This is a genomic window from Rhizobium sp. BR 250, from assembly GCF_047445855.1.
In the GTDB taxonomy this organism is placed as follows: Bacteria; Pseudomonadota; Alphaproteobacteria; order Rhizobiales; family Rhizobiaceae; genus Agrobacterium; species Agrobacterium tumefaciens_I.
Window position 1 is genome coordinate 100,455 of the sequence record NZ_JARWKW010000004.1, and the last position, 13,002, is coordinate 113,456.

Consider the following 13,002-nt stretch of genomic DNA (forward strand, 5'->3'; position numbering starts at 1 on the left):
AATGAATCGTTTACTTTCGTTAACCGCCGCGTCCAACATGCCGAGTTCCGTTAAAGAATCAGCATCGATCCGGATTCCCTCCTTGGAATCAGAGAGTTGCGCGGATTGCAACATGCAGGTTTTCAATGATCGGAAATAAAACCGCGCTGGCGCGCCCGACAATCCGTGATGAAGGCAAGGTCGAAACGTTAACAGGCCGGATTATTCCCCAGGGAAAATTATCTGGCGTTTCAGCGTTTTAAATCCACGACCTGAATCAGTCTCTCAATCGCCGGAACGGCATCCGGCAACAGGATGCGAAGCCTGTCGCATTCATCAATCACATTATTTGCATTATTTCTTTTTTAGCATTCCATAGGAACAAAAATTGCGTTAACGCAGTCATCGCCTCCCAAGGCATGACATTGCAATCATCCAAAATGGAACCAATACCATGACCGACGCGATATCTCCGGTATCGCCGACCGCTGACAATTCGAACGTTGTAAAGACAAATTCGCCTGCACGAGTTCTCACTGCCAGCCTGGTCGGCACGACCATCGAGTTTTTCGATTTCTACGTTTATGCCACGGCCGCAGTGCTCGTGTTCCCCACCTTGTTCTTCCCGAACAACGACCCGATGACGGCGCTTCTCGCCTCCTTCGCCACCTTCTCCATCGCCTTTTTCGCCCGTCCGCTCGGTGCCGTCGTGTTCGGTCACTATGGCGACCGCGTCGGCCGCAAGACGACGCTTGTCGCAGCGCTGCTGACCATGGGTGTCTCGACGGTCGTGATCGGCCTGCTGCCGTCCTATGAGACCGCCGGCGTTCTGGCGCCGCTGCTCTTGGCACTTTGCCGCTTCGGCCAGGGCTTCGGCCTTGGTGGTGAGTGGGGCGGCGCCGTTCTGCTCGCGACGGAAAACGCACCTCCGGGCAAACGCAGCTGGTACGGCATGTTCCCGCAGCTTGGCGCGCCTGTCGGCCTGTTTCTCTCTTCCGGCGTCTTCTGGATTCTCCTGCACTTCATGTCGCAGGAAGCGCTGCTCAGCTGGGGCTGGCGCATTCCCTTCGTCGCGTCGATCATCCTGATCGCAGTCGGCATGTGGGTTCGCCTGTCGATTACCGAAACGCCCGATTTCCAGAAGGCGATCGAAAAGGAAGAACGTGTGGCCGTGCCGGTCGCGGAACTGTTCCGCAACCACAAGCGCAGCCTCGTGCTCGGCACCTTCGTGGCGCTGGCCACCTTCGTGCTCTTCTATATCGGCACCGCCTATCTGCTCTCCTACAACGTCAAGGTTCTGAAAATCCCGTTCCTCGACGCACTGGAAGTGCAGATTCTCGGCTCCATCGTTTTCGGCATCTTCATCCCGATCGCGGGCAAGCTCGCCGAGAAATTCGGCCGTCGTGAAATCCTGATCCTGACGACGGTGCTGATCGGCCTGTTCTCCTTCCTGCTGCCCGGCCTGATGACTGGCAGCGAAGGCTCGATCTTCGTCTTCGCGGCTCTGGCCATGATGCTGATGGGCATGACCTACGGCCTGATCGGCACGGCGCTCGCCGCACCCTTCCCGACCCGCGTGCGCTACACCGGCTCGTCCATCACCTTCAACATGGCCGGCATCTTCGGCGCATCGCTGGCGCCCTACATCGCCACATGGCTGCAGGTGAATTACGGTATGGGTTATGTCGGTTATTACCTCTGCGTATCCGCGCTCATCACGCTGGCCTGCATTCTTCTGTCCCGCAAGGACGAAGTCTGAGCCGCAGGAATACTGACAGCAAAAAGCCCGCGAAACCTCCGTTTCGCGGGCTTTTTCTTTCTTGCTCACTTGCTCACTCAATTGCGCGCTTACGCCACGGCCTGGCGCCGCTCGACATGACCGCTCATGCAGACGCGATTGCGCCCTCCGTCCTTTGCCCGGTAGAGCGCCAGATCGGCATTGTGCATGACCTTGTCGAAAATCTCGGCGTCGCCCCTGAAGGCCACGCCAATCGAAATCGTCACGGCGATTCGCAGACCCTGATACTCCACCGACATGGCCTCGATTGCCGCGCGAACCTTCTCGCACATCTGCAGAAAGGCCAGCGGACTGGTTTCCTGCACAACGACGAATTCCTCACCACCCAGACGGGCGACATGGGCCGGCGGACCGAAATGGTCGCTGATCCTGCGCGCCACGCTTGCAATGACAAGATCGCCGGCGAGATGGCTGTACCGGTCATTTACCGACTTGAAGTGATCGATATCCAGAAAGGCGACACAATATTCGGTGCCGAGATTGGCGCACCCGGCATAAAGCCCGAGCCGGTTGCTCAGGCTCGTCAGGGCATCCGTATGGCTCAGATGCAGGAAGCGCTCATGGGACTGCACCAGAATTTGCACTTCCCTGGCATTCAGCCAGCAGACCAGCAGCGTCACCGTGAACGCTACGGCCCCGCCGAGCGTCACGCTCAACATGATCCCGTTGACGAGATCGGTCACCAGCCCGAACTGCGACAGGAGCACGAGGCCGCCCGTACACATCACCACGACGACGATTGTCACAAGGCATGCAATGCGAATGGAGAATTCCAGCGGTTCAAGCCGCCGGCGGTCCTCCGGCGTCGCGACCGAAAAACTCATCATCTCGATCGGTTTTTTCCAAAGACCCAACATCATGCTCAAAAGTGCCTAAATCACGTAACGTCGTTGGTATTCCCTAATAAAAACGCATTGAATATCGGTGGGACGAGACTTGCCTCGCCCGCTCGCTCATTCCCCTTAATTATGGGGAAAAACTATTGATCGACCGTTACGATAAAGGCGACGGTTCGATCAATAGCTATTTATCACAAATTATGGCGGAAAGCCCGGCTCACGCTCCGAGGAACGGCTCAACCTCGCGGTCCGGCATGAAGAGGCCAAGGCGCTTGATTTCCCATTCCAGCCGGATACCCGACTTTTCGAACACGCGCTTGCGGATTGTTTCGCCCAGATATTCCAGATCATAGCCGGTCGCATGGCCGGTATTGATCATGAAATTGCAATGCAACGACGACATCTGCGCCCCGCCGATGACCAGACCACGGCCGCCCGCTTCGTCGATCAGTTCCCAGGCGGAATGACCTTCAGGATTCTTGAAGGTGGAACCGCCGGTCTGTTCGCGGATCGGCTGCACGGTTTCGCGGTGATGACGCACGGCGTCCATATCGGCGCGAATCTTCGCCTTGTCTTCCGGGTAACCCTCAAACAGCGCGCCGGTGAAGATCAGACCCGCATCAGCGCCCGAATGGCGGTAGCTGTAGCCCATATCCGCATTGGAAAGCACATGCTGGTTGCCCTGACGGTCGACCGCATAGACTTCCACCACACGTTCACGCGTCTCGCCACCATTGGCGCCCGCATTCATGCGCAGCGCGCCGCCGATGGAGCCGGGAATGCCGTAATAGAAGTGGAACCCGCCGATGCCATTATCCATGGCCATGGCCGCAATATGCTTGTCCGGGCAGATCGCACCGGCCTTGATACGGTTTTCGCCCGCAAGCTCCACCTGGCCGAAACCCTTGGCGGACAGGCGCACGACTACACCCGGAATGCCGCCATCACGCACCAGCAGGTTGGAGCCGACTCCAACCACGGTGAGTGGCACATCTTCCGGCAGAATTTTCAGGAAGGCGATCAGATCGTCGGTATCGTGCGGCTGGAACATGACCTCCGCAAGACCGCCGGCTCTGAACCACGTCACGCGGTCCATGGGCGCATCCGGTGTCAGACGTCCCCGCAATTCCTTTACCCCGTCGCCGAGCCTCCCCAGCAATTTAACCCCATCGACCTGTCTCATTCAGACTTTCCTGATATGCTCTTCAATTCCGAAGGCAGCGCGGCTGCCCATTGTGTGATATTTCCAGCCCCCAAGAGAACCACAAAATCACCCGGCTTCGCAATGGCTGCGACCTGCGACGCAAGGTCTTCCCGTTTTTCGAGGAAACGGGCATCGCGGTGGCCGGCTGCCTTGATGGCCGAAACCAGCGCTTCCGAGCTTGCGCCTTCAATCGGATCTTCGCCCGCAGCATAGACCGGAGCAAGAATAATCGTATCGGCATCGTTAAAACAATGCGCGAAATCATCGAACAGGCTGGAAAGACGGCTGTAACGATGCGGCTGGTGCACGGCAATGATGCGGCCTTTGCAGGCTTCCCGCGCTGCCGCCAGCACGGCCTTGATCTCGACCGGATGATGGCCGTAATCGTCGAAGACCTGGACGCCATTGGCTTCGCCCGTCAGCGTGAAACGGCGCTTGACGCCGGCAAAGGAGACGAGGCCCTTCTTGATGTCGGCTTCCGAAATGCCGAGACGATTGGCGACAGCAATCGCCGCCGTCGCATTCGACACATTGTGACGGCCGGGCATCGGCAGGACGAGATCCTTGAAAGAGAATATCTTGCCGGTGCGGCGACGGCGGATTTCCACGTCGAAGATCGACCGCGTGCCATCGATACGGACATTCGAAAAACGCACATCCGCCTGCGGATTCTCACCGTATGTGATGACCTTGCGGTCCTCGATCCGACCGACCAGCGCCTGAACCTCGGGATGATCGAGGCACATGACGCCGAAACCGTAGAACGGCACGTTCTCGACGAACTGCCGGAAAGCGGCGCGCACGGCATCGAAATTGCCGTAATGATCCAGATGTTCCGGATCGATATTGGTGATGACGGCCACATCGGCCGGCAGTTTCAGGAAGGTGCCGTCGGATTCGTCGGCCTCCACCACCATCCACTCACCCTCGCCCATGCGGGCATTGGTGCCATAGGCATTGATGATGCCGCCATTGATAACGGTCGGATCAAGATTGCCGGCTTCGAGCAGCGTCGCGACCATGGAGGTGGTCGTGGTCTTGCCGTGGGTGCCGCCGATGGCGATGGCATTACGGAAACGCATCAGCTCGGCCAGCATTTCGGCACGGCGAACGATGGGCAGATGCTTTTCGCGGGCGGCAATGAGTTCCGGATTGTTCTTCTTGATGGCAGTGGAAACGACCACGACCTCGGCATCACCGAGATTGTCAGCCGTGTGGCCGACAAAAACCTCGATACCCTTGTCGCGCAGTCGCTGCACATTGGCGCTGTCTGCTTGGTCCGACCCCTGAACGCGGTGGCCGAGATTGTGAAGCACCTCGGCAATGCCGCTCATGCCGATCCCGCCTATGCCGATGAAATGGACAAGGCCTATGGCTTTCGGCATCTTCATGCCCCAACTCCTTCATTCTTCTTCTTGAATTCCTGTACGGACCCGCCGGAAGCAATCGCCTCCACCAGATCGGCCAGCACATCCGCCGCATGCGGTTTTCCGGTCGCCTTGGCCGCTGCTGCCGTTGCCGAAAGACGATCGGGTTCCGTAAGCGCCGACGACAGCAGGCTGGAAAGCTTCTGCGGCGACAGCTCCGCCTGTTTGATGACGCTTGCCCCGCCCGCTGCCGAAAGTGCGGCCGCATTCGCCGCCTGATCATGGTCCAGCGCATGCGGATAAGGCACGAGGATCGAAGGACGGCCGATCACCGAAAGCTCCGATACGGTCGAGGCGCCCGAGCGGCTGATGACGAGATCGGCCTCACCGATACGCGAGGCCATATCGCCAAAGAAGGGCGAAACGTCAGCCTTCACACCAAGCTTCTGGTAGGAAGCGATGACGCTGTCCTTGTCTTCGGGGCGCGCCTGCTGGGTCACGACGATACGCTTGCGCTGCTCATCCTTCATCAGGCAGATCGCAGCCGGAACGGCGCTAGAAAAGAACTGCGCGCCCTGGCTGCCGCCGAAAACGACGAGCTGGAAGGTCTCGCCCGTCTGTGAAGGCGTATAGGGAATTTCGGACGCCGCCAGCACCGCCGGGCGCACCGGATTGCCGGTTGCCACCGTTTTGTCGGAATATTGGCCATTGGCAGGCGGCAGAAAACCGCCAGCGATCGCCTTCACGCGGGCAGCCAGCGCCTTGTTGGCGCGGCCCATCACCGCGTTCTGCTCGTGAATGATCGAGGGGACGCCTAGCCCGGTCGAGGCTAGCAACGGCGGCACGGTGGGATAACCGCCGAAACCGACAACTGCGACCGGTTTCAGTTTCGTCACCAGCCGGCGCGCGGCACGCAGACCCACCCACAGCTTCCAGAGCGACCGCGCCACGGAAATCGGGTTTTTCGAACCGATAGTGGCGGACGGCACGACATGGATTTCATCGGCCGGGAACTTGCCCGCATAACGCTCGGCGCGGCTGTCGGTGACGAGATGCACCGAATAACCACGCGCTTTCAGCGTATGCGCAAGCGCCTCTGCCGGAAACACATGGCCGCCGGTACCCCCGGCGGCAAGAAGAACAATACCCTTGCTCATGATCGTTTACTCCGCGGGAACGCCGGAACCGACGCGGAAGAAACTCCGCTCCTGCGCCCGCTTTTCGGGTCTGTGGCGTGTCAGTGCCAGAAGAAAGCCGGCGGTCACGCAGATCGCCATCATCGACGAACCACCATAGGAAATCAGCGGCAATGTCATGCCCTTGGCGGGCATCAGCTCCAGATTGACGCCGATATTGATCATCGACTGCATGCCGATCTGGAGCACAAGGCCTGCCACGGCGAAACGGCAGAAATCGTCTTTTTCCTTGAAGGCGTGCGACAGGCCGCGCAGCACGATGAAGGCGAAGATCGCGACAAGGAACATGCAGAAAACGATGCCGAACTCTTCCGCTGCCACCGAGAAGATGAAGTCGGTATGGCTGTCGGGAATGATGCGCTTGACGATACCTTCGCCCGGTCCACGACCGAACCAGTCACCGCGAATGATCGCCTCGCGCGCCGTATCCACCTGAAACGTATCGCCCTCACCCGTCCAGAACCGGTCGATACGGCCCGCAACGTGCGGCAACATGAGATAGGCGGTTACAATGCCGCCGACGCCGAGGCCGCCGAGCATGATGATCCAGAACCACGGCACGCCAGCCATGAAGAACATGCCGCCCCAGACCACCGATGTCAGGATCGTCTGGCCGAAGTCCGGCTGGGCGATCAGAAGTGCTGCCACGATGCCGAAGGTGATGATGGCAAAGAGATTGCCCGGAATCTCAGGATGACGCGCCCGTTCGGCGAACAGCCATGCGCAGACGATGACGAAGGCCGGCTTCATGAATTCCGAAGGCTGGATCGAGAAACTGCCGATGGAGATCCAGCGCCGCGCGCCCTTGACCTCGATGCCGAAAAACAGCGCAAAGATCATCATCAACAGTGCGGCAATCAGCATGATGACCGCCACACGCCTGACCTGACGGGGCGACAGGAAGGAAAGGCCGACCATGATCGCCAGTGACGGCACCATGAACATCGCCTGACGCTCGACGAAGAAGAAGCTGTTGAGACCGATGCGCTCGGCAACCGCCGGCGACGCCGCGAAGGACAGCATCAGGCCGATGCCCATCAGTGCGATGAACGCCGCCAGAAAGAAACGGTCAATGGTCCAGAACCATTCCGCGACCGGACCGCGATCAACTCGGCTTACCATGGCCTTCAGCCCCCTTTTCCAGAGTCAACCAGCATCGTCATGCCATCGAGCGCCGCAACCTGCGCGACGAACGAATCACCTCTGATCTCAAAGTTCTTATATTGATCGAAGCTTGCGCAAGCCGGGGATAACATCACGATATTGCCGGCCGTCGCGTCTTTTTCCGCATCCGCCGCCGCATGCTGCACGGCCTTGTCCAGGGTGCCGGATATTTCGTAAGGCACAGCCTCGCCGAGCGTCGCGGCAAATTCGGCCGCCGCCTCGCCGATCAGATAGGCCTTGGCGATGCGCGGGAAAAGCGGCGAAAGGCTTGCAATGCCGCCGGCCTTTGGCAGGCCGCCGGCGATCCAGTAGATGCGGTCGAAACTCGAAAGTGCGGGCGCTGCCGCATCGGCATTGGTGGCCTTGCTGTCATTGACGAAGGTGACATTGCCACGCCGGCCCACCGGCTGCATGCGATGCTTGAGGCCGGGGAAGGATTTAAGACCAGCGCGAACTTCATCTTCGGAAACACCGACCGCAAGGCAGGCCGCAATCGCTGCCGCAGCATTCTGTGCATTGTGACTACCGCGAAGCGTCTGGATACCGGCCAGATCGACCAGCAACGAAGACGTGCCGCCATGCGCCCGCAAAATGCGGCTGCCTTCGGCATAAAGACCTTCGGAAACGACATTGCGCTTGGAGATGCGCTCCACCTTGACGCCGGCGCGTTCGATACGGTCGGCAATCAGCGTCGAATAGCTGTCATCAACGCCCACAATGGCCGTGCCGCTGCCCGCGACCAGCCGTTCCTTGACGTCGGCATAATGCTGCATCGTCCCGTGACGGTCGAGATGGTCAGGCGTCAGGTTGAGCAGGATGCCGGCCGTCGGATTGATCGTCGGCGCCAGATCGATCTGGTAGGACGAGCACTCGACCACGTAAAAACGCTGGGCTTTCGGCGGATCGAGGCTCAGCACCGCCGTGCCGATATTGCCGCCGAGCTGCGTATCACGGCCCGAAGCCTTGAGGATATGGGCGATCAGCGCCGTCGTCGTGGATTTGCCGTTGGTGCCGGTAATCGCAATGAAAGGGCAATCCGGCGCATGGGCCCGGCGCTCGCGGATGAAAAGCTCGATATCGCCGATCACTTCGACACCCGCCGCCTTCGCAAGGTCCACCGACCAGTGCGGCTTCGGATGCGTCAACGGGACTCCCGGAGCCAGCACGAAGGAGGAAAACGAAGACCAGTCAATCGTGTGAAGGTCCGCAGTCGTAATGACCTCAGCCTCAGCCTTGGTGACGCTGTCGGGATTGTCGTCGAAAGCAACGACATCCGCACCGCCGGCAACCAGCGCCCGGGCAGTCACGAGACCGGAACCGCCGAGCCCGAAGAGAGCGACTTTCTTACCTTTAAACGACGTGACCGGGATCATCGCTCACCTCAGCTTCAGGGTGGCGAGGCCGAGCAGCGCGAGGCCCACGGAGATGATCCAGAAACGGATGACCACCTGGCTTTCCGTCCAGCCTTTTTTCTCGAAATGGTGGTGGATCGGCGCCATCAGGAAAACGCGCCTGCCAGTGCGCTTGAACCAGAAGACCTGGATGATGACCGACAGCGTTTCCATGACGAAGAGACCGCCGACGATAACCATGACGATCTCGTGCTTGGTGGCGACAGCGATGGAGCCGATGAGGCCACCGAGCGCCAGCGAACCCGTATCGCCCATGAAGATAGCGGCGGGCGGCGCGTTGAACCACAGGAAGCCGAGGCCCGCGCCGATGACCGCGCCGACGATGACGGCGAGCTCACCCGTGCCGGGCACGAAATTGATCTGCAGGTAATTGGCGAAAACCGCATTACCGGCGAGATAGGCGATCACGCCGAAAGTGGCGGCGGCGATCATGACCGGCACGATGGCGAGGCCGTCGAGGCCATCCGTCAGGTTCACCGCATTACCCGCGCCAACGATGACGAAAGCACCGAACAGCACGAAGAAATAGCTCAGATTGAGCACGAATTCCTTGAAGAAAGGAAAGGCGATGGAACTTCCGAGCGTGCCGCCATGCGGTGCGGAGGCAAGCGCCATCTTCATCATGAAGAACACGGCGATCGCCGCGATCAGGAATTCGATGCCGAGACGGGCCTTGCCGGAAAAGCCCTTGTCGCTCTGCTTCGTCACCTTCAGATAATCGTCGTAAAAGCCGATGGCGCCGAAACCGAGCGTCACCATCAGAACAGCGACGACATAGACATTCGACAGGTCACCCCAGAGCAGCGAACCGCCGAGAATACCGGCAAGGATCATCAGCCCGCCCATGGTCGGCGTACCGGCCTTCTTGAAATGGGTCTGCGGCCCATCAGCGCGGATCGGCTGGCCCTTGCCCTGACGTACGCGCAGCGAGTTGATGATCGCCGGTCCGAACAGGAAGACGATCAACGCAGAGGTGAACATCGCCGCACCCGCCCGGAATGTGATGTACCGGAAGAGGTTGAAGATTTGAATTTTATCCGACAGTTCGACGAGCCAGATCAGCATAATTGCCCTTTCAAAAGGCTATTTCAGACTTGGCGTTCCGTCTCGGGGAATGCCGGATACTTGTCAAGCAGGGCGGCGACAATCTTGCCGAAACCAAGCCCAAGTGACGATTTTACCATCAGCGCGTCTCCCGGTTGCACCCATTGCAGGGCAAAATCGGTGAGTTCCGCCGTTGTCGGGAACCAGATGACGGTGACGCTGTCCGGCAGCGCATCGCGCAGCGCGGCCATGGCCTCCCCCGCGAGCCACACATGTTCGATACCGGCTGCGAGCAGTGGCCCGGCCAGTTCCTCGTGCAACTGCGCGGAAAATTCACCCATCTCCAGCATGTCGCCAAGAACCGCCACGCGCCGGCCGTGACCCTGCGTTTCGGTTTCTGCCAGCACGGCAATCGCTGCCCGCATGGAAGCGGGGTTGGCGTTGTAGCTTTCATCGATCAGCAGGAAAGAGCCGCCATTGATCGTCAGGTGATGACGCTGGCCACGTCCCTTCACTGCCTCGAGGGTTCCGAGCGCCTCGAAAGCGCGGTCGAGATTGGCGCCGGTGACGGCCACAGCGCCCAAAACCGCCATGGCGTTGTCGGCAATGTGCCGGCCGGGAATATTGATGTGCAGCTCGCTGGTTTCACCGTTCAGGATCGCCCAGATCGTCGAACCCGTCGTCGTGCTCTCGAAATCCGCAAGGCGGAAATCCGCCTTGGCGTGCTGCCCGAAGGTGAGGATGTGTTCGATACCCTGCTCCTGTGCCGCTTCTTCAAGCTGCTCGAACTGGGCATTGTCGCGGTTGAGGATGACGGAACCGCCCTCCTCCACACCTTCGAAAATCTCCGCCTTGGCGGCGGCTATCTCTTCGATGTTCTTGAAATTGCCGAGATGCGCCGGCGCAATCGTGGTGATGATCGCCACATGCGGGCGCACCATCTTCACCAGCGGCCGGATTTCGCCGGAATGGTTCATGCCGATTTCGAACACGCCGAATTCCGTGTCGGCCGGCATGCGCGCAAGCGTCAGCGGCACGCCCCAATGATTGTTGAAGGACGCTACCGCCGCATGCACCCGGCCCGAAGGGGCCAGAGCCTGCCGCAGCATTTCCTTGGTCGTCGTCTTCCCGACAGAGCCGGTCACCGCAATGATGCGCGCCGACGTTCTTTCGCGCGCCGCAAGGGCAAGCTTGCCAAGTGCTGCGAGCACGTCTTCGACCACGATCATCGGCACGGTCAGGCGACCAAGCGCCGGCAGCTTGGCTTCGGCAACCACCAGAAGACCGGCGCCGTTGGCAACGGCGAAGCTGGTATAGTCATGGCCGTCCACCCGATCACCCTTGATCGCGAAGAAGGCCTCACCCTGTTTGACCGTCCGGCTGTCGATGGAAATGCCTGTGATACCGGTTGGCAGGTTGCCCACGGGGCGGCCTGCCGTGATGGCGATCATGTCGGCGACTGTCCATAACCAGCTCAAATCTTCGATCCTTCCAGCCCTGCCAGTGCAGAGCGCACCTGTTCATGATCGGAAAACGGCAGCGTCACGGAGCCGACGATCTGCCCTTCTTCGTGCCCCTTGCCCGCGACGATCAGCGTATCGCCATGCGACAGCATCGACACCGCATGACGGATCGCCTCTGCCCGGTCGCCGATTTCCAACGCGCCGGCCGCCGCCGCCATGACCTCGGAACGGATCGTTGCGGCATCTTCCGAACGCGGATTATCATCAGTGACGATGACCACGTCGGAAAGCCGCGTCGCAACCTCACCCATGATCGGGCGCTTGCCCTTGTCGCGGTCGCCGCCGCAACCGAAGACCGTGATGATGCGGCCGGAGGTGAAGGGTCGGACCGAGGTCAGCACGTTTTCTAGCGCATCGGGCTTGTGGGCGTAATCTACATAGGCAAGCGCGCCGTTCTTCGTCTGGCCGACGAGTTCGAGACGACCGGCAGCGCCGATCAGCTTTTCAAGCGCCTTCAGCGCGGTTGCCGCGGCAACACCGGTGGACATGGCCAGACCAGCGGCAACAAGCGCATTCGCAACCTGGAAATCACCCGCCAGCGGGATATCGACTTCAAAGATCACGCCGTCATGATGCACTTCGATCATCTGCTTGTGACGGAAATGCTCGACACGCTTCAGCGTCAGATATTGGCCCTTGCGGCCGACGGTGCGCACATCGAGACCCGCTGCGCGCGCTGCCTGGATTGCCTTGTCCGACCATGGATCGTCGGCGAAGATCACCGCCGGAGCGCCTTTCTCCATCAGCGTATCGAAGAGCCGCATCTTCGCGGCCATATAATCCTCGACGGTCGGATGGTAATCCATGTGGTCGCGGCCAAGATTGGTGAAACCGGCGGCGGAAAGCCTGACACCGTCGAGACGGCGCTGGTCGAGGCCGTGGCTGGACGCCTCCATCGCCGCGTGCGTGACGCCTTCGGCGGCAAGTTCGGCCAGAAGCGCGTGCAGCGTCACCGGATCAGGTGTCGTCAGCGCGCCATAATCCTCGCGGCCGGGAGCGATGACGCCCGTGGTGCCGATCTGTGCGGCGGCATGGCCGGCAAAAGCCCAGATCTGCCGCACGAAGGAGGCGACCGACGTTTTGCCTGCGGTGCCGGTGACGGCAACCATGGTTTCCGGCTGTTTTCCATAAAAACGGGAAGCGGCAAGCGAGAGATAAAGCCGCGGGTCCGGGACGACCAGCACCGGCACATCGGCTTCTACCGCATGTCCGGAAACAACGGCGACCGCACCTTTGGCAACCGCGTCCTTCACATAGGTCGCGCCGTCCGCCCTGGTGCCCGCAACTGCCACGAAAAGGCTGCCGGGCGCAGCCTTGCGGCTGTCTGCGGTGATCCCCCCGATTTCGATCGCCCCGATCTGAGACAGGAGCAATTCTTTCAATTCCGGAAACGCATTTCCGGATATATCTCGCAAATTCATCGACTGTTTCCGTCTTGTCCCCCCGGCGCGAATCGCCGGAACATCATAAGCTAAC

At 60.1% G+C, this 13,002-nt stretch carries 10 protein-coding genes; 1 reads left to right on the forward strand and 9 read right to left on the reverse strand.

What is annotated here, in order from left to right:
• The first annotated feature begins 433 nt into the window (after nt 1–433).
• Nucleotides 434–1,738, forward strand: coding sequence for an MFS transporter (locus QD336_RS07900; protein WP_269340677.1), 1,305 nt, complete (start codon nt 434–436; stop codon nt 1,736–1,738).
• A gap of 89 nt (nt 1,739–1,827) precedes the next feature.
• On the opposite strand, the gene QD336_RS07905 is transcribed toward QD336_RS07900, so the two are convergent.
• The 9 genes from QD336_RS07905 to QD336_RS07945 form a co-directional block, all read right to left on the reverse strand.
• Entirely contained in the window at nt 1,828–2,637 is an 810-nt protein-coding gene (locus QD336_RS07905; protein WP_499170125.1) for a GGDEF domain-containing protein, read from the reverse strand.
• A gap of 196 nt (nt 2,638–2,833) precedes the next feature.
• The gene (gene murB, locus QD336_RS07910; protein WP_269340673.1) at nt 2,834–3,799 is read right to left on the reverse strand and encodes a UDP-N-acetylmuramate dehydrogenase; all 966 of its coding nucleotides are present in this window, start codon (nt 3,797–3,799) and stop codon (nt 2,834–2,836) included.
• The gene (gene murC / locus QD336_RS07915; protein ID WP_499170126.1) at nt 3,796–5,211 is read right to left on the reverse strand and encodes a UDP-N-acetylmuramate--L-alanine ligase; all 1,416 of its coding nucleotides are present in this window, start codon (nt 5,209–5,211) and stop codon (nt 3,796–3,798) included. Before murC ends, murB begins: the two co-directional genes overlap by 4 nt.
• The gene (gene murG / locus QD336_RS07920) at nt 5,208–6,344 is read right to left on the reverse strand and encodes an undecaprenyldiphospho-muramoylpentapeptide beta-N-acetylglucosaminyltransferase (RefSeq protein WP_499170128.1); all 1,137 of its coding nucleotides are present in this window, start codon (nt 6,342–6,344) and stop codon (nt 5,208–5,210) included. The genes murC and murG overlap by 4 nt, the downstream gene beginning before the upstream one ends.
• Before the next feature lie 6 nt (nt 6,345–6,350).
• Nucleotides 6,351–7,505 carry a putative lipid II flippase FtsW gene (ftsW, locus tag QD336_RS07925; RefSeq protein ID WP_269340670.1) on the reverse strand — a complete coding sequence of 385 codons (1,155 nt, stop codon included), beginning with the start codon at nt 7,503–7,505 and terminating at the stop codon, nt 6,351–6,353.
• 5 nt (nt 7,506–7,510) lie between these two features.
• Nucleotides 7,511–8,920 carry a UDP-N-acetylmuramoyl-L-alanine--D-glutamate ligase gene (gene murD, locus QD336_RS07930; RefSeq protein WP_499170129.1) on the reverse strand — a complete coding sequence of 470 codons (1,410 nt, stop codon included), beginning with the start codon at nt 8,918–8,920 and terminating at the stop codon, nt 7,511–7,513.
• Nucleotides 8,921–8,923: 3 nt separating this feature from the next.
• Nucleotides 8,924–10,024 carry a phospho-N-acetylmuramoyl-pentapeptide-transferase gene (gene mraY / locus QD336_RS07935; protein ID WP_269340667.1) on the reverse strand — a complete coding sequence of 367 codons (1,101 nt, stop codon included), beginning with the start codon at nt 10,022–10,024 and terminating at the stop codon, nt 8,924–8,926.
• A gap of 23 nt (nt 10,025–10,047) precedes the next feature.
• The gene (locus tag QD336_RS07940; RefSeq protein WP_269340666.1) at nt 10,048–11,481 is read right to left on the reverse strand and encodes a UDP-N-acetylmuramoylalanyl-D-glutamyl-2,6-diaminopimelate--D-alanyl-D-alanine ligase; all 1,434 of its coding nucleotides are present in this window, start codon (nt 11,479–11,481) and stop codon (nt 10,048–10,050) included.
• Nucleotides 11,478–12,947, reverse strand: coding sequence for a UDP-N-acetylmuramoyl-L-alanyl-D-glutamate--2,6-diaminopimelate ligase (locus tag QD336_RS07945; RefSeq protein ID WP_269340664.1), 1,470 nt, complete (start codon nt 12,945–12,947; stop codon nt 11,478–11,480). Before QD336_RS07945 ends, QD336_RS07940 begins: the two co-directional genes overlap by 4 nt.
• Nucleotides 12,948–13,002: the final 55 nt, after the last annotated feature.

Coding starts and splice junctions, on each gene's coding strand:
- QD336_RS07900 (WP_269340677.1), top strand. CDS start 434: ATGACCGACGCGATATCTCCGGTATCGCCGACCGCTGACAATTCGAAC.
- QD336_RS07905 (WP_499170125.1), bottom strand. CDS start 2,637: ATGATGTTGGGTCTTTGGAAAAAACCGATCGAGATGATGAGTTTTTCG.
- murB (WP_269340673.1), bottom strand. CDS start 3,799: ATGAGACAGGTCGATGGGGTTAAATTGCTGGGGAGGCTCGGCGACGGG.
- murC (WP_499170126.1), bottom strand. CDS start 5,211: ATGAAGATGCCGAAAGCCATAGGCCTTGTCCATTTCATCGGCATAGGC.
- murG (WP_499170128.1), bottom strand. CDS start 6,344: ATGAGCAAGGGTATTGTTCTTCTTGCCGCCGGGGGTACCGGCGGCCAT.
- ftsW (WP_269340670.1), bottom strand. CDS start 7,505: ATGGTAAGCCGAGTTGATCGCGGTCCGGTCGCGGAATGGTTCTGGACC.
- murD (WP_499170129.1), bottom strand. CDS start 8,920: ATGATCCCGGTCACGTCGTTTAAAGGTAAGAAAGTCGCTCTCTTCGGG.
- mraY (WP_269340667.1), bottom strand. CDS start 10,024: ATGCTGATCTGGCTCGTCGAACTGTCGGATAAAATTCAAATCTTCAAC.
- QD336_RS07945 (WP_269340664.1), bottom strand. CDS start 12,947: ATGAATTTGCGAGATATATCCGGAAATGCGTTTCCGGAATTGAAAGAA.